Genomic DNA, 15,342 nt, shown 5'->3' on the forward strand with positions numbered 1-15,342 from the left:
CGAGGGCGCCGTGGATACGTGCAGTCCACGAGGCAGCGCCGAGTCTGTGGGCTATTCGAACTGTGCGTTGTACGCACTGACGGCCGCGACGACGTCGTCGTACGTGGGGGTCTCGCCCGTCCGAACGAACTCGCGTGCGAGTGCGTTGCCGAGGACGACGGCGGCGTCCTCGGGCAGGTCCTCGACGAGACCGAGTGAGAGCCCCGCGTTGAAGTGGTCTCCAGCACTGGTCGTCAACGCCGGCGACTCGACGGGGGAGACGCGGACGCTCGTCGTCCCGTCGTCGCTTACGACCACGGACTCGGCCACACTGTGCCCGACGAACCGTTCGACGTCCAGGGCGTCGAACGCGACACGGGCGTCTTCGACGAGGTCGTCACCCGTCTGCCCACCGAGGACCGTCGCGAGTTCCTTCGTCTCGTAGCGGTTCGCCGAGACGGTCACGTCGACGATATCGGCCAGTCGGTGTGTCGCCGCGACGGTCGATTCCAGCATCTCGCGGTCGATCTCACGGATGTTCGCCGGGTCGAGCAGGACGTGCCGTGGGGGGGCTGTGAGCTTCGGAAAGACCGTCTCACGGAGCCCATCCAGGATGGATGCGAGTTCGGGAATCATCGCCCAGTAGCCGATTCCAAGCAGTTTCGCTCCGTCGAGTTCGTCGACCAGTGTGTCGACACCGACGCGTGACTGGAGCGTCTCCCAGTCCAGTGTCGCGGCACCGCCACTCTCCATCAGCATCAACTTCCCGTCGTTGAACTCGATGGCGTCGGTGACCCCCGGGTCGCCCAGCGAGTGGATCGTACAGTCTCCGAACTCTCGTTCGAAGAGGTCGAGAATCGGGTCGCCACACATCCCGACGAGCGTCGGATCGAACCCGAGGTTCTGATACACACGAGATAGATGGCTCACGTGCCCGCCCGTTCGCTGGCCACGGCACTCCCAGGAGATTGACAGCGAGCTATCCGCGGCCGCCGACGTCACGATCTCCTCGCCGAACTCGCTCAGTGTGCTGATGCGCTCGCTGTCCGACGCACCGGCGTTCGTCCCCGCCTCTCGGACGTTGTCGACGTACCCATCGAAGCCGAACAGGACGCTCCCCCCGCTCGGTTCTGACGGCAGGTGTGTCTGGCACGAGGCAACCGCATCACGCGTCTGCGAATCCGGGCCGCTGTCAGCAGGCGCCATCTGTCCCCGGCCTGTGGACTGTCCGTGCGCGCCGGCTGGCTGGCTCTCCGACAGCGTGGTCGACACGGCGGTTCACTGGGCTCTGTGCGCGACACGCGGCAGTGGATGCGAGTGTCCCGCCCTCGACTGGACAGGACAGTGCATCCCGCCGGAGTTCGAACCCACCCGGTTCGATAACCACAGGTGTCCGCAGTTTGGCTGTCTGACCCATATCCAGCGGTACACCGTGATCGCATAAAAAATTAGGTCACAGCGTCGTGTCGTGGGTGTCGGATATCGTCGGGATATTGTCGGGATATCGTTGAGGAGTTGTTGGGAGCACGTGGACGCCACTGCAGGTCGAGCCGTTCGGTGCCCCATCCGCTTCTAAAGTAAAGATAAAAATCTGTCATACAACTTTATCCGATAGTTCTGTGTATCGTGTCGTCCCACGGGCGCACACGACTGGGTTCTCAGGAGGCGACCGAACGTCGGTCCACGGCGCGAACCGAACCCGCGATTCTCGGCTCTGTCTCGAGTTCACGGCTTCGATAGACGCCTTCTGTGGAGTGGTCAGTGGGAGGTGCGACACCTCTGACGTCAGCTGTCGGTGATGCGGCGCGCGCTTCTCGAAGGGACCGCTCACAGTGGATTCCGGGTCGATGTCCATGCCGTCGAAGTCGAGTTCAGAAATATACTAATACTGTCACTATCACAAATATATATTTTACAAATAGTATCTCTACTCGACACTAGTCGGTCTGGTCCCGAGCGTCGTTCGGCCTGCCCCGGTCACTCGCGGCGACGGGTGAGAGCCGACATCCCAGCACGGGCGCCCTCGGTGTTGCCGGGAGCGCGGCGGTACTGTTTTATGACGATGGGTCGGCAAACCGTTATGTCCGGTTCTGTCTCACGACGCCCTCGGTGGATTCGCCAGTACATCCACAACGTCCTGTCGTACTACTATCCCCGGTGTATCGACACGCACTTCGGCGGCTACATCGCCCAGTTGGACGAACAGGACGGCCACGTCTACGACGCCCGGACGAAACACCTGGTTGCGACCGCTCGCGCGGTCCACAACTTCAGCGTCGGCTGTCTTCTTGAGGGGCCAGTGTGGTGTCGTGCTGCGGCCGAACACGGCCTCACCTTCCTCCAGACGGGGCACTGGGACGACACGCACGAGGGCTACGACTGGCTGTTAGCCGGTCGGGACACAGAAGACGCGACGCGCCACTGCTACGGGCACGCGTTCGTGATGCTCGCTGGTGCCCGTGCGCACCAGGCAGGCATCGACCGGGGGCGGGAGACGCTCGAACGAGCCTTCGCCGTCGTCGACGAGCACTTCTGGGAACCGGAGCACGGCCTCTGTGCGGACGACGCGTCCGCCGACTGGTCGGACGTGTCCCCGTATCGTGGCCTGAACGCGAACATGCACACCTGTGAGGCACTGCTGGCAGCCTACGAAGCCACCGGTGAGAGTCGGTACCTGGACCGCGCGGCGACGATCGCCGAGCGGGTGACCCGCGACCTCGGCCAGAGCGACGACGGCCGTCTCTGGGAGCACTACACCGCCGATTGGGACGCGGACTTCGACTACAACCGCGACGACCCGACCCATCAGTTCCGGCCGTGGGGATACCAGCCGGGCCACCACGTCGAGTGGGCGAAACTACTGTTGATCCTTCACCGACACGCCCCCGAAGCGTGGCACGTCACCCGGGCGAACGCGTTGTTCGACACGGCCGTCGATATCGGCTGGGACGACGCCGGCGGCGGCTTCTTCTACACCGTCGATCGCGAGGGTGAGCCGGTCGTCACCGACAAGTACGGCTGGGAGGTCACCGAGGCGATTGGCGCGGCCGCGCTCCTCTCGCGACACGACGAGGCGTACCTGGAGTGGTACGACCGTCTCTGGGACTACGCCCACGAGCACTTCGTCAATCCCCGACACGGGAACTGGTACGAACGAGTGACGCACGAACACCAGCGAGACGGCCCCAATCACGGCGTCGCAGTCGAACCGGGATATCACCCCATCAACAACGCCTGGGTCGCCGTTCAGGTCTTCGAAGACGAGCACGAATCGGCTCGGTGAGAGAACCGATCTCGAACCTTCGACTCCGCTTAGGTGCGTCTCGTCGATATTCGGCTCCGCTTAGGTGCGTCTCGTCGATATTCGGCTCCGCTTAGGTGCGTCTCGTCGATATTCGGCTCCGCTTAGGTGCGTCTCGTCGATATTCGGCTCCGCTTAGGTGCGTCTCGTCGATATTCGACTCCGCTTAGGTGCGTCTCGTCGATATCGCTTCCCGCTTCGACCTCGACGCTCGTCCGTACTACATCCACGATGGTATCCAGCCGGTCAGTTCGTGCTCTCGGTCGAGTTCGACTCGGTCTCGACGGCGACAGCCACCGTTGACTCCCCTGCGGGCGTCCGGACGCCGTATTGCAGTTCGGTTCCCGGGGCGGCGTCTTCGCTACTCGCCGACACCGTTGCCTCGCGGGACGCTCCGGGGTCGAGCACGATGTCGAACCCTTTCGGCCGGTATAGCGGGTGCGAGAAGTTCACCGCGCCGCGGAACGTCCCTGGGCCGTCGCCGACGTTTTCTGCGGACACCGTGATGTCGAACGTCTCGTCGGGCGCGACCGTATCGGGGACGCTGGCGGCCCAGTCCCACGCGGGCGGTGGTGCCGTCGCCTTCTCGGTGTCGAGTCCCCACTCCCACGAGTCGGTATCGCGTTCCAATCGAAGTGCTGGCGCCGTCTCGAGTCGTGCCGGTACCTCGAACGCGAGCCATCCTCGGGGGTCGGCATCGTCCCGTTCGGGGGCGTACAGCGCTCCGGGCACGTCGACGTCGACCGGATAGTACTGTTCGATTTCCACCGGGTGGTAGCCCCCGTCGGCGGTGACGAGTGTGAACGCCTCCCGACTTACGACGGGTTCCACGCCGCTGGCATCCACGGTGACGAACACGAACTGGCCGTCCGCCGGCCGGATCGCGTTCCAGTCCACGTTCTCGATGTGACGGTAGGCGTACTGAACGGCCGCAGCCTCGATTGTCACCGCGGGACGCGAGGACGTGCCGGGTGCCGTCGACGCCGTGGCGGTCGCGGAATCGGTCGTCGACCTGGGCGAGGTGCCGACGCACCCGGACAGCCCCGCGGCTGTGAGGGTCGCGAGGTACGCGCGTCTGGAGGGCACGCCACGAGGATTCGGTCGTTCAGTGTAAATGCTTTCTGCGGTCGGTGCGACACATTCGCCCACTCGACCTCCCGGCCACACCACCGTCTTTCGGCCGGACGACACGCCGCTGTTCTGGTGACGCTGCCGCCGCCGTCAGCGGTCCTTCCGCCGATCACCGCCGAGAGACGCTGTGACCAATGCACACGGTCGATTCAGCAGGGACTCGACGACGTGCTCGACGCTGATAATTTCACCCAGTTAATCGTGTGTCAACAGTTATCTCTGACACGCCCAAGAAATGTGATGAGTTGCACGACCACCACCGGGGACTGACCGAGCGATTCGGACGTCGAGTATGAATGATGACCTCTTCGATTTCGAGGCCGACGAACTGGAGGCGTTCATCCAGCGGTATCTGGAGCTCGACCGCGGGGTTCGACAGCCCGACGGGTTCTTCTCGATACTCCCCGGGTCGAGGGAGAGACAGTACCAGTACGCGCTCGCGTACTTCTTGAATCCACAGAACCCCCACGGCTTCGGATACACGCTCCTCGAAGTGTTCCTCGACTGTGTCGGCTTCCACCAGTCCAACCTCGCCGGACAACACATCGAGGTCGGTGACGAGGTCTGGCTCGCAGACGATGGGTCCGACGGTCGCATCGACCTGGTCGTCTGCGGCGGGAACGCGCTGGCCGACCACCCACGGTGGGCGATGTTCCTGGAACTGAAGGTGGGTGCCGAGGAGGGTGACCGACAGACGACGACGTACGCCGAGGCGGACGAGTGGGACTTCAGTTGGTTCGATACGAGCAGACTGGCCGTCGACCGCCTGGACGACAGCAGATACGTCTACCTGAAACGAGCGGGTGCGGACCAGCCGACCGACAGAACCGGAACGTTCGACGTTCTCGACTGGGCAGACCTGGTCGAGCGGTTCGAGGCCGAGCTGGGAGACTCGCTCTTCGAGTATCCCAACCGGAGCGTCGTTCAGTTCACAGACTTCATCCGGTCGGTCAAGGAGACAGAAGGAATGGACTCTCCCATCGACGAAGACGAACTCAACGAGCGGCTCGACCTGTACTTCGAACACGACAGGCTGATTCGGCAGGTCGAGAAGGCGAACAGTCAGTTCGAGAGCGATTTCGAGGACCTGAGCACCTACCTGAAGGACAACTGGGAGAGTGAGGTCGCCGCGACGTATGACTTCGAGGAGTCCGGCTGGCGCACGTCGCCCTCTCGGAACCCGAAGTGGCAGGGCATCCTTCCGGAGTACTGGAGCCAAGACCCCCTCGACCGGTCGAGTACCATCAAACTCTACTACGTACACTCCCCGACCACCGAGTCGCTTCGGAACCGAACACTCAGCTTCCGACTTCGCCTCCCTCCAGCGCGGAACGTTCACACGGAGAAACGACACGACGGCCAGTCGTTCAACGACGTGTTCACCGAGAGGTGTACGACCGAATACGCAGAGCGGCTCCACGAGGCACTCGAGACGATGGGCGTAGACGAATCCCACGTAGGGAGTGCAGCGGCACTCGTGGTGAAGGAGTACCGACTCGACCCACACAATCTGGCGGGGTCGTACTTCGAACAGCTCCAGCGAGCTGTCGACGAGTTCTGCTGTGCCGAGAACGACCTTCTCGTAACGATCAACGAGGTGTTCGAACAGACGTATCGGGAGGTGTTCGCCGAGGAACCAGAGGGTGTGTTCCCCGGCTCTTTACCCACACGAGACTAGTCTCCTGCGTCGGCCACGGAGCCGAGCAACCAGGCTCCGTTCCGTCCGCATATCGCCTGTGTAAACCCGCCCTGTCTGGCACTGTCGTGACGACGTGCTCGAACGCTCTCAGAACCACTGTGTCGCATCCGAGCCCGGGAGTGATTTATATCCGCTCTCGACTTCATCGTGTATGGATTCGGAGCTGAACGTGGGCCGAGCATTCGGCAAGTATCTCTTGTATCTCTGCACCTCGCTTCTCGTCGCCACCTTCGCTGGGCTCCCCTTCGAGGGGAATCTCGAACCAGGAAGCATACCCAGACTGGTCGTGGTTGTCGTCTTCTTCGGCGTGTTCACTCTGCTGTTCCTGTGGGATGCGGGGTACCTGAGCAGCTGAACTCGCCGTTGGGCTCCGCTCCAATCAATACTTCCCTGATGAGTCTGCCGCCGACCCCGACCGGTTCGACCCCGGAACCATGGACACGGTGTGCCCCGGGCCGTGTTCACTCCCAGTTGTACAGCGCGTCCCGGAAGACGTCCTCGACGTCCGCTTTCGTCACGGGGCGTGGGTTACACCGGAGGAGTCGCTGTTGACTCTCGACGGTGCTCTCGGCCAGTTCGCCGACGTCGTCGGCAGTGAGCCCGGCGAGTTCGTTGAGCCCGCTCGGAAGGACGTTGAGGTCGCGCTGGAGACGGACGAACTCCTCGCGGGCCTCGTCGGCGGCTTCGCGCGTGCTCATCCCCGAGGTGTCGGCACCGAGCATCTCCGCCACGTCCGCGAATCGCGGCGGGTCGCTGGCGACGTTGTAGCCGAGCGTGCTCGCCGGGGTGAGCGCGGCGATCGTCTCGCCGTGATAGGTGTGGTAGTTGTTTCCGACCGGGTACGCCATCGCGTGGGCGAGGCTCGCTCCGGCAGTGAGCCCCGCGATCGCCCCGAACAGCGCGCCCTTCAACATCGCGCCTCGGGCCTCGATGTCGTCACCGTTGTTGACCACGCGACGAACGTTCGAGGAGAGGAGGTCGATCGCTTTCTCGCTGAACATCTCCGTGAACCCCGTCCGCCCGGCGTAGACGGGGCGGTCGGCCGGGTCTTCGGGGCGGAGCAGGTCGTCGTAGCGGTGCGTCGTGTATCCCTCGATCGCGTGCCCGAGCGCGTCCATCGCCGTCTTCGCCGTGAGGTCCGGTGGGAGCGTCGTCGTGAGGGTCGGGTCGAGCACCGCGGCGTCGGCACGGACGTGGGGGCTCGAGATGCCCTCTTTGATGTTCTTCTCCGGAACTGAGAGGATGGCGACCGGGGAGATCTCCGACCCGGTCCCGGCGGTCGTCGGCAGGAGGACGAGCGGCGCACCGGATTCGGTGAGTGTCTCGCCAGCCCCGGTCGGCGCCGCGACGTAATCGAGCAGGCTGCCCCCGTTCGCAACGACGGCTCGGGTCGCCTTCGCGGTGTCCATGCAACTGCCGCCGCCGAGTCCGAGGTAGAAGTCGTACCCGTCGTCGCCCATCTCCGCACGGACGAACTCGATACACTCCTCGACGGCACCGATACTGGGTTCTCGCTCGACGCCATCGAACACGTCGACGTCGAACCCATCAGCTTCGAGTTCGTCGGCGACCCGGCCGACGTGGCCCAGCGAGACGAGGGTCTCGTCGGTGACGATCAACCCTCGTTCGTCGCCTCGCGCCCCGATCTGGTCGAGCTGATAGCCGAGCTCGTCGGCCGCGCCGGCACCAACGCGAATCGCGGGCATCTGTACCTCCCAGACGGTCTCCGGCGAGAGTTGATGTGGGTCCGCCGAGACGGAGCGCTCGTAGCTCACAGTCCCCACCCTGGTTGTATCTCCTCGAACTGTGCTGGGTCGTGACCGAAGACGACCTCCGCGTCGTGGCGCCGCTCTAGGTCGTGGATTCGATCCATGCTCTCGGCCCACTCGGTCTTCCCCCAGACGAGGGGGCCGCCGAGCGGCGTCCCGTTCTCGTAGTTCTCGTCCATGTACGCCTGGTCGCCGGTGAAGACGACCGTCCCGTCGTCGTCGAGGTGGATCATTGAGCCGGTCAACCCGGGCGTGTGGCCCGGGAATCGGACGAACTCCAGGTCGGTGAAGTGTTCCTCGCGGTCGCGGTGGAGTACCTGCCAGTTGAGGTCGTGATCGAAGTCCTCGAGGACGTACGCGCCGCTGCCCTCGTCGGTCTTCGCGCTGTAGTACGCGAACTTCAGCTCCTCCTCGTGGACGTACACCGGGGTGTCGGTGCCGGCGAAGAACTCGAGCCCACCAGCGTGGTCGAGGTGGAGGTGGCTCTGGAACACGGCATCGATATCGTCGATGGAATACCCCGCCGCCGCCAGGTCGTCGTCGAGCCGGTGTTCGCTGGCATCGTGCGGATAGAACGCCTGGACCAGCCCTTCGGGCCAGTGGCCGTCAGCCGCATCGTGGTGGGAGCCGGTGTCCCAGAGAATCGTCCCCTCGGGATGGTCGATGACGAGGTTCCACACGGGAATCTCCCCGTACTCCGTGTCCGGATTCGGCTCGTCGTGTGTGCCGATCGTGTTCGCCTCCATCATGTAATTCATATCACAGTACAGCCCACCGCGGTCGATGACGTGCACCGCTGCGTCTACCATGCCACAACACCGACGACAGTATTACATAAAAGTTGGTGAATATTGCGACCGGTTCAGTCGTCTCCGACTCGCAGTCATCACTCGCGGTCGAACCCGGCCGCCCCGTCCTCGACAGCGGACGCGCGCACGGCGGCCACCAGTTCACACGCCAGCGGAACGCCACCGACTCACGTCCAGGATTCCGACGCCGGACCGGTCCAGTGGCTCTCCCTCTGCGAAACACTTACATTAGTGTCTGCTTATATTAGCATCTACTAAGATGACTCAACCGTCCCCATCGACGCAGAACGAGAACGTTCGAGCTAGTGGCGAGTGCTGTCAGACCGCACAGCACGCACTGACGGAGTCGGAACTCGCCTCGGACGTGCAGGTTCTCACGGCCCTCGGGAACGACACGCGCTACGAAGCGCTCAGACTAATCGCTGACGCGGACGCGGACGGCGGCGTCTGCGTCTGTGAACTCGAACCTGCACTCGGCGTCAGTCAGAGCGCCGTCAGTCAGGCACTCTCGCGGCTGTACGCCGCCGGACTCGTCTCTCGGCGCAAAGACGGACGATGGCGATACTACGCTGTGACACCCCGAGCGATGACCCTCCTGAACACGCTCGACGAGACGCGAGGTGAGCCGGATGAGTGAACAGCCCCTCTCGGATTCACGGACCGACGGGCTCGCCCCCGACGAACAGCGGCGCACAGTCCGACGACGGTACGCGCAGATTGCGAGCGACTCGTCGAGTTGCTGTGGCGGGTCAGCTTCCACGTCTGACGAGGAGTTGACGCAGCAACTCGGGTACTCCGCAGACGAAGACGCCGCCGTCGCCGAGGGTGCGAACCTGGGACTCGGATGCGGAAATCCGAACGCGATTGCCTCCCTGCAACCCGGAGAGACCGTCCTCGACCTCGGCTCCGGCGCGGGCTTCGACTGTTTCCTCGCGGCCCGCGAAGTCGGAGAGGCCGGACGGGTCATCGGCGTCGACATGACGCCCGAGATGGTCGAGAAAGCCCGCGACAACGTCACGAAGAACGACGTGAACAACGTGGCGTTCCGACTCGGCGAGATCGAACACCTCCCGGTCGCCGACGGGGCGGTCGACGTCATCATCTCGAACTGCGTGGTCAACCTCTCGCCCGACAAACAGCAGGTGTTCCACGAGGCCTTCCGCGCCCTTCGTGCCGGTGGACGACTCGCCATCTCGGACGTGGTACTGACCGCCGAGTTGCCTGACGATGTCCACGCCGACCCCGAGTCGGTCGCCTCCTGTGTTGCGGGGGCGTCGCCGATACCGGAGGTAGAGCGCATGCTCTCGGAAGCCGGGTTCGAGGCGATACGAGTCGAATCGGACGAAGAGAGTGAGGCGTTCATCAGCGAGTGGGACGCGGACCGAGACGTGAGTGAATACGTGGTCTCGGCGACCATCGAAGCGGTCAAGCCGACCTGACTCGGTCTCTCGCGCCTCCGGCAAACCGACGTACTGTTGGTCTGCCGTGCGCTCGGTCGCGTTCGCCAACGTACTCGTCAAACCAGCGTACGGCCTCCACGCCCGTCTGGATAGCGACGAGCCGAACGCATCCGCGTGAGCGCGGTCACTCGTCGTCTGGGTGGGTGACTTCGAGCTCGAAATTGTCCCTGGGATACGCAACGCACGTCAAAAGCCATCCTGCCTCGATCTGGTCCTCGTCGAGGAACTGGTTCCCGTCGTGGGTGACTACCTCGTTGGCATCGCCGTCGTACTTCCCAGTACACTGTCCACATCTGCCCACTTCACACGCATACGGAATGTCGACACCGGCGTCGAGTGCGGGGTACAGCAGTTTCTCGTCTTCGGATATCTCGACCTCGGTCCGTTCGTCTCGGTCGAGAAATACCACGGTGTACGAGGGGGCGTCGCTCTCACCGTCACCGAGACATCCGGCGAGCACGGTGACGCCGACACCACCCATCGTAGTCAGCAGACGGCGACGTTCCTCGTCGGGCAGGTCTCGAGAGGGTACAGCGCTCGTCGTCGGGACGCTCGACGCTCGGCACGCATTGGAGTTCTGTCGTTCGTCCATACCGTTGAGAGAGACGAGGCATCTGCATAAGTCATGGTGTCACAGCTCATGGTACACAAGAACATAGTACGGTGGCCGTCAAGAGGTCTCCATGTACGACCGAATACTCGTTCCGACCGACGGAAGCCCATCTGCAGAAGCCGCCGCTCGCCATGGACTCGTGATCGCAAAGGCAGTCGACGCGTCCGTTCACGTCATCAGCGTCGCTGGTGAGACCGAACGCACCGAGCGACTCGCGGAGGCACAGGCTAGAGACGCCATCTCGAAACTCGAGGAACTCATCGAGCAGGAATCAGACCGTTCCTGCCACTCAGCCCTCGAGTACGGGAGTCCGTACGAAGCGATCTTATCCTACGCGTCAGAGAACGATATCGACCTCATCGTCATGGGCACTCACGGGCGACGTGGACTGAGTCGTGTCCTCCTCGGCAGTGTCACAGAGCGTGTGATCCGGTTGAGCAACGACCCCGTGTTAGCAGTGCCACCGCATGCAATCGGTCGAGAACGAGAGGGATACGATAAGATACTCGTCCCGACAGACGGGAGCCCCGGTGCGACTGCTGCGGTCGAACACGGAATAGCCATCGCAGAACGCTTGGGAGCCGCCGTACGCGTCCTCTGTGTGATCGAAGGTGAGAGGGGACTTCCACCGGTCGGTGACCCACTCCGTGACGAAGCGGTCGAGGTGCTCGAAGCAGTTTCGGAGCGTGCAGCGGACCGCAACGTCACCCTGACCACTCACGTGCAACCCGGGACACCCCACGAGGTGATCAACGAGTTCGTCAGTGCGCATGGAATAGACCTCATCACGATGGGGACACACGGGCGCTCGGGGATACGCCGGCATCTCCTTGGAAGCGTCACCGAGCGGGTCTTGCGCACGAGCGATGCGCCCGTCCTCACCGTCCGACAAGACACCGAATGAGAGTACCCGACTGCCGCTAATACGGGGCGAGAACGGATTCGGTCGACCGACCCGATGGACGTTCACTCACCGTTCCGTCCCATCGATTGTGTCCGGACGAGCCCTCACCGCATCGGCTCGATCTCATCTGCCGTTGTGTACCACTCGATCTCCGCCTATCGTTCGAGTTTCGTCAGCGAATCCGCTCGTAGTTCCGTCCCCGAGATATCACCTGCCGCGACCGCCTCGACGTGTTCGACGAGCTGCTCGGCAGCAAGCACCTCGGGGATAGCAACGTATAGCGCTCCCCGCTCCAGTAGCTCACGGGCCGTCGAAACCGTTCGTGCACGAAGAACGACGTCGGCGTCAACGTCCTCTGCAAGCATCTGTATCCGATTCGAGACCCTGTCGGAGTCTACGGTCGAGACGATTATCTGTGCATGGTCGATGCCTGCTTTCTTCCAGGTATACTGTTCTATCGCGTCACCGAAGACGTACGCCGCACACTGCGAGTCCAGTTCCTGTAGCAGAACCGGATCGTTTTCGACGACGACGTACGGTCTATCATGTGCGTCACACGTTTCGACGAGACGTCGCCCCTGTCTGCCGTACCCGACGATTATGACGTGACGGGTGAGGTCGTCTGGGACGGCGCTCCGTTCGTCGACCTTCTCGTACTGTTTTCTCAGGAGCCCGTGATCGGAGAGTACCCGGTAGATCTGTTCGTCGTAGCGACTGCTGAGACTCGAGGTGAGCATCGTCACGGTCGCCGCCAGAATAATCGCATCGAACACTGGTTGCGTCAGCATCCCGACCACCAATCCCTCGATCGCGATGATGAGGGCGAACTCGCTCACCTGTGCGAGATTGAGGCTCGTCAGTGTCGCAGACCGTGTCTCGTAGTCCGTGTACAGCAAGAGGGCGATAGTGGCTGCTGGTTTGATAACTGCGGTCAGGAGCGTGAGAAGCCCTGCGACGAGGAGTACCTCGGTGGTTGGAACCGCAACGAGTGTCCCGAGGGTGATAAAAAAGATGGCTGTGAAGAAGTCCCGAATCGATTGGAGTCCGTTGAGCATCCCGAGATGTTCGGCAGCATCACGACGGACTGCGAGGCCGGCGACGAACGCTCCGACGGCGAGAGAGACGCCGACGAATTCCGCCGCACCGAGGAACGCGATGAGAAGCGCGATGACACTGACGAGCATGAGCTCGTCGGACCCCCCTGAAACCCGCCCGAGACGGTCGAAGAGCTGTCGGTTGACCACGATTGCGACCCCGAGCAGAACGACACCGTACCCCAGTTGCGTTGCCACGGAGTCGGCGGCAAACGTTTCGGCACTCAAAACGAGGATCAGAAGGATTGCTACGAGGTCCTGAACGAACTGGATCGACTCGGCTAATCGTCCGTAGACGAGAGTTCTGTACCGTCTCGTCTGGAGGAGCCCCGTTCCGACGATGGTGGACGAGAGTGCGGCGGCGATGCCAACATAGAGCGCCTGGTCGGTCGGAAGGCCGATCAGGACACTGCCGGTGACGCCCAACACCCCGAGCACGGCGATCTGACCCAGCGCCACGACCTCGCTGTCGCTGAGCACCGTGCGGACAGCCTCGAACTGAATCTGCACGCTGAAGCCGAATACGAGCAAGACGATACCATATCGAGCGAGTTCGAGCGTAGTCTCCTCCCCGACGAATACGCCAGCGACGATTCCTGCGGAGATGAAGAAGGGGACTATCGGTAACCCGAACCGATCTGCCACGAAGAGGAACGCCCCGCCGATGACAAAGATCACCGAGAGCGCAGTGAGGAGTTCACTCACCGACACCACCGTCCAAGTCCTCGGCTTGCCTGGAAACCGGTTCAGAACGTCGTGAACTCCTCACGTCGGTTTCGGCCACCCGACTGAACGTCTCACGATCCTCGAAGTACCCCTCGAGGTACTCTGTAAGCCGCTCGGCGGTGAGTTGGGGGCTCAACGCGACGTAATGAGCACCGTAGCCGTAGAGCTCGCGGGCATCCGCAGCCCACTCGGCCTCGATCAAAACTGTTGTTCTCTCGCCGACCTCTGCGAGTAGTGCTTTGTTCACGTCGGGTTCGGCGGACGACGAGAGGACGAAATCGGCCCGTTTCAGTCTAGCCGCATTCCGAACCTCGGCGTGACGAAAGTCGCCGTAAATAACGTCGTAACCGGCCGCTTCGAGCGCTTCGATGTGAGCAACTTTTCGGTCGATAACGACGACGTCGTCGTAGAACTCCGCCAGTCGGGGTAAGACGTTACGTGTCAGCTCGTCGTACCCGATCACGACCGCATGGTCTCGATAGTGTCTGTGTTCGATCACACGCTCACTGCCAGCCGTCTCCCATCGACTCAAGAACGGGTGGAGCAGCTCGTATAAGTGATAGTTGTACTTGATGACGTACACGGAGACGCTCATCGTCAGCACGGCCAGCAGGCTGAGGAAGCCGAGGATCGGCTCACCGACGAACCCTTCGGCGACCGCAACGGTTCCGGCGACGAGCGCGAACTCGCTGACCTGAATCATCGCTACACTGCCGAGAAACGTCGTCTCGAGGCTGAACCCCTGCCAGTTGAGGAGTGCGAAGAAGACGAGAAACTTGGCTGGAATCAGAACGAAGGCGGCGATAGCGGCTTCCTGCCAGTATACAAATAAGTCACCTGCATCCAGCTGCAACCCGACCGAGACGAAGAATATCAGTATAAACAGATTCGTCAGTGGAGAGATACGGTCACGGAGCTCTGTACTGTACGGGAGTTGTGCGAGTGACACACCGGCGAGGAATGCACCCATCTCGATGGACAGACCGAGTTGGTCAAAAACGAGGATGAACAGGAACGCCCACGCGACTGCGGCCAGAAAGAAGGCGTCCTTGTTGTCTGCGATACGGCGGAACATCTCGGGCAGCAGGTACCGCGTCGCTGCGGCAGTTACGAACCCGACACCAGTGAGCAGACCGACGATCGTGAGGAGAGTGATGCCAAGGTCAGCTGCGCCATCGGGGCGCCCCGTCCCCAAAACCGTCAATAGAATAACGACGACAACGTCCTGAACGAGAAGCACACCGACGTCTATCTTTCCGGGGAGAGACGTCACTGCGTCCTTGTCCGTCAACATCTTGATGACGACCGCTGTCGAGCTGTACATCACGACTAACCCGATCAGTAGGGCCTCTAACGGTCGAAAACCAAGCACCATCGCGGTGCCCAGTCCTGTGAGAAAGACGAGAACCATCTGCGGGAGCGATATCTTGATGACCGGCCCGAGGACGTGTCGGATATCCTCGATGCGCAACTTGGTTCCCAACAGGAACAACAGGAACGCCAGTCCCAGTTCGGCCATCGTGGTCGTGATTTCGCTGGGTTCGACGATTTCGAGAACAGCGGGTCCGAGCAACAGCCCTGTGAGGAGATAGCCGACGATGGTCGGCTGGCCGGTCCGGTGCGCGATAATCCCGATGAAGGCTGCTGTCACAAGGATGATCGCAAAATCTGTCGACAGGGCTAGTTCAGCAACCATCCGGATAGATAGCCGACGATAGCGCCGGTCACGGGTTAATATTGTCGGGGCACGGGGTCAGTGCGACGGGAGTCGTACAGTTGCGGTACACACTCGACACGCGGCACACCGTTCAAAACGCATCAGTGGAAGGTGACGGCCGGAGCTAGATTGTTCCTCTT

At 62.3% G+C, this 15,342-nt stretch carries 13 protein-coding genes; 6 read left to right on the forward strand and 7 right to left on the reverse strand.

From position 1 onward, the window contains the following. Positions 1-51: 51 nt before the first annotated feature. Positions 52-1,185 (reverse strand): PfkB family carbohydrate kinase, encoded by a 1,134-nt coding sequence (locus E6N53_RS16385; protein WP_142860590.1) that lies wholly within the window; start codon positions 1,183-1,185, stop codon positions 52-54. An 874-nt stretch (positions 1,186-2,059) separates the two neighbouring features. Here E6N53_RS16385 and E6N53_RS16390 point away from each other — a divergent pair. Further along, positions 2,060-3,262 carry an AGE family epimerase/isomerase gene (locus E6N53_RS16390; protein ID WP_142860591.1) on the forward strand — a complete coding sequence of 401 codons (1,203 nt, stop codon included), beginning with the start codon at positions 2,060-2,062 and terminating at the stop codon, positions 3,260-3,262. Between the two features lie 264 nt (positions 3,263-3,526). On the opposite strand, the gene E6N53_RS16395 is transcribed toward E6N53_RS16390, so the two are convergent. Then, complete coding sequence (locus E6N53_RS16395) at positions 3,527-4,366, reverse strand: hypothetical protein (RefSeq protein WP_161596579.1); 840 nt, start codon at positions 4,364-4,366, stop codon at positions 3,527-3,529. Between the two features lie 337 nt (positions 4,367-4,703). Here E6N53_RS16395 and E6N53_RS16400 point away from each other — a divergent pair, with 337 nt between their 5' ends. Beyond that, positions 4,704-6,089 (forward strand): PD-(D/E)XK nuclease family protein, encoded by a 1,386-nt coding sequence (locus E6N53_RS16400; RefSeq protein ID WP_142860593.1) that lies wholly within the window; start codon positions 4,704-4,706, stop codon positions 6,087-6,089. Between the two features lie 172 nt (positions 6,090-6,261). Continuing rightward, the gene (locus E6N53_RS16405; protein ID WP_142860594.1) at positions 6,262-6,465 is read left to right on the forward strand and encodes a hypothetical protein; all 204 of its coding nucleotides are present in this window, start codon (positions 6,262-6,264) and stop codon (positions 6,463-6,465) included. 106 nt (positions 6,466-6,571) lie between these two features. On the opposite strand, the gene E6N53_RS16410 is transcribed toward E6N53_RS16405, so the two are convergent. Then, positions 6,572-7,885: a hydroxyacid-oxoacid transhydrogenase gene (locus E6N53_RS16410; protein WP_136591006.1), complete on the reverse strand. Its 1,314-nt coding sequence runs from the start codon at positions 7,883-7,885 to the stop codon at positions 6,572-6,574. Next, positions 7,882-8,688: an N-acyl homoserine lactonase family protein gene (locus E6N53_RS16415; protein WP_142860595.1), complete on the reverse strand. Its 807-nt coding sequence runs from the start codon at positions 8,686-8,688 to the stop codon at positions 7,882-7,884. The genes E6N53_RS16410 and E6N53_RS16415 overlap by 4 nt, the downstream gene beginning before the upstream one ends. Positions 8,689-8,947: 259 nt before the next feature. Between E6N53_RS16415 and E6N53_RS16420 the strand changes: the two genes are divergently transcribed. Both E6N53_RS16420 and E6N53_RS16425 read left to right on the forward strand, forming a co-directional pair. Then, on the forward strand, positions 8,948-9,325 hold the full coding sequence (locus E6N53_RS16420; protein ID WP_136591004.1) for an ArsR/SmtB family transcription factor: 378 nt from the start codon (positions 8,948-8,950) through the stop codon (positions 9,323-9,325). After that, positions 9,318-10,127: an arsenite methyltransferase gene (locus E6N53_RS16425; protein WP_142860596.1), complete on the forward strand. Its 810-nt coding sequence runs from the start codon at positions 9,318-9,320 to the stop codon at positions 10,125-10,127. The genes E6N53_RS16420 and E6N53_RS16425 overlap by 8 nt, the downstream gene beginning before the upstream one ends. A 145-nt stretch (positions 10,128-10,272) precedes the next feature. Here the strand turns inward: E6N53_RS16425 and E6N53_RS16430 are convergent, their stop codons facing one another. Further along, positions 10,273-10,740, reverse strand: coding sequence for a 2Fe-2S iron-sulfur cluster-binding protein (locus E6N53_RS16430; protein ID WP_142860597.1), 468 nt, complete (start codon positions 10,738-10,740; stop codon positions 10,273-10,275). A 91-nt stretch (positions 10,741-10,831) separates the two neighbouring features. On the opposite strand from E6N53_RS16430, the gene E6N53_RS16435 reads away from it, so the two are divergent. Next, positions 10,832-11,665: a universal stress protein gene (locus E6N53_RS16435; RefSeq protein ID WP_142860598.1), complete on the forward strand. Its 834-nt coding sequence runs from the start codon at positions 10,832-10,834 to the stop codon at positions 11,663-11,665. A gap of 155 nt (positions 11,666-11,820) precedes the next feature. Here the strand turns inward: E6N53_RS16435 and E6N53_RS16440 are convergent, their stop codons facing one another. Then, the gene (locus E6N53_RS16440) at positions 11,821-13,464 is read right to left on the reverse strand and encodes a cation:proton antiporter domain-containing protein (RefSeq protein ID WP_142860599.1); all 1,644 of its coding nucleotides are present in this window, start codon (positions 13,462-13,464) and stop codon (positions 11,821-11,823) included. After that, positions 13,457-15,181: a cation:proton antiporter gene (locus tag E6N53_RS16445; RefSeq protein WP_142860600.1), complete on the reverse strand. Its 1,725-nt coding sequence runs from the start codon at positions 15,179-15,181 to the stop codon at positions 13,457-13,459. The genes E6N53_RS16440 and E6N53_RS16445 overlap by 8 nt, the downstream gene beginning before the upstream one ends. Positions 15,182-15,342: the final 161 nt, after the last annotated feature.

Origin of the sequence: Salinigranum halophilum (genome assembly GCF_007004735.1) — an archaeon.
Taxonomy (GTDB): Archaea; Halobacteriota; Halobacteria; order Halobacteriales; family Haloferacaceae; genus Salinigranum; species Salinigranum halophilum.

Coding starts and splice junctions, on each gene's coding strand:
- E6N53_RS16405 (WP_142860594.1), top strand. CDS start 6,262: ATGGATTCGGAGCTGAACGTGGGCCGAGCATTCGGCAAGTATCTCTTG.
- E6N53_RS16445 (WP_142860600.1), bottom strand. CDS start 15,181: ATGGTTGCTGAACTAGCCCTGTCGACAGATTTTGCGATCATCCTTGTG.
- E6N53_RS16430 (WP_142860597.1), bottom strand. CDS start 10,740: ATGGACGAACGACAGAACTCCAATGCGTGCCGAGCGTCGAGCGTCCCG.
- E6N53_RS16420 (WP_136591004.1), top strand. CDS start 8,948: ATGACTCAACCGTCCCCATCGACGCAGAACGAGAACGTTCGAGCTAGT.
- E6N53_RS16400 (WP_142860593.1), top strand. CDS start 4,704: ATGAATGATGACCTCTTCGATTTCGAGGCCGACGAACTGGAGGCGTTC.
- E6N53_RS16385 (WP_142860590.1), bottom strand. CDS start 1,185: ATGGCGCCTGCTGACAGCGGCCCGGATTCGCAGACGCGTGATGCGGTT.
- E6N53_RS16435 (WP_142860598.1), top strand. CDS start 10,832: ATGTACGACCGAATACTCGTTCCGACCGACGGAAGCCCATCTGCAGAA.
- E6N53_RS16425 (WP_142860596.1), top strand. CDS start 9,318: ATGAGTGAACAGCCCCTCTCGGATTCACGGACCGACGGGCTCGCCCCC.
- E6N53_RS16415 (WP_142860595.1), bottom strand. CDS start 8,688: ATGGTAGACGCAGCGGTGCACGTCATCGACCGCGGTGGGCTGTACTGT.
- E6N53_RS16390 (WP_142860591.1), top strand. CDS start 2,060: ATGTCCGGTTCTGTCTCACGACGCCCTCGGTGGATTCGCCAGTACATC.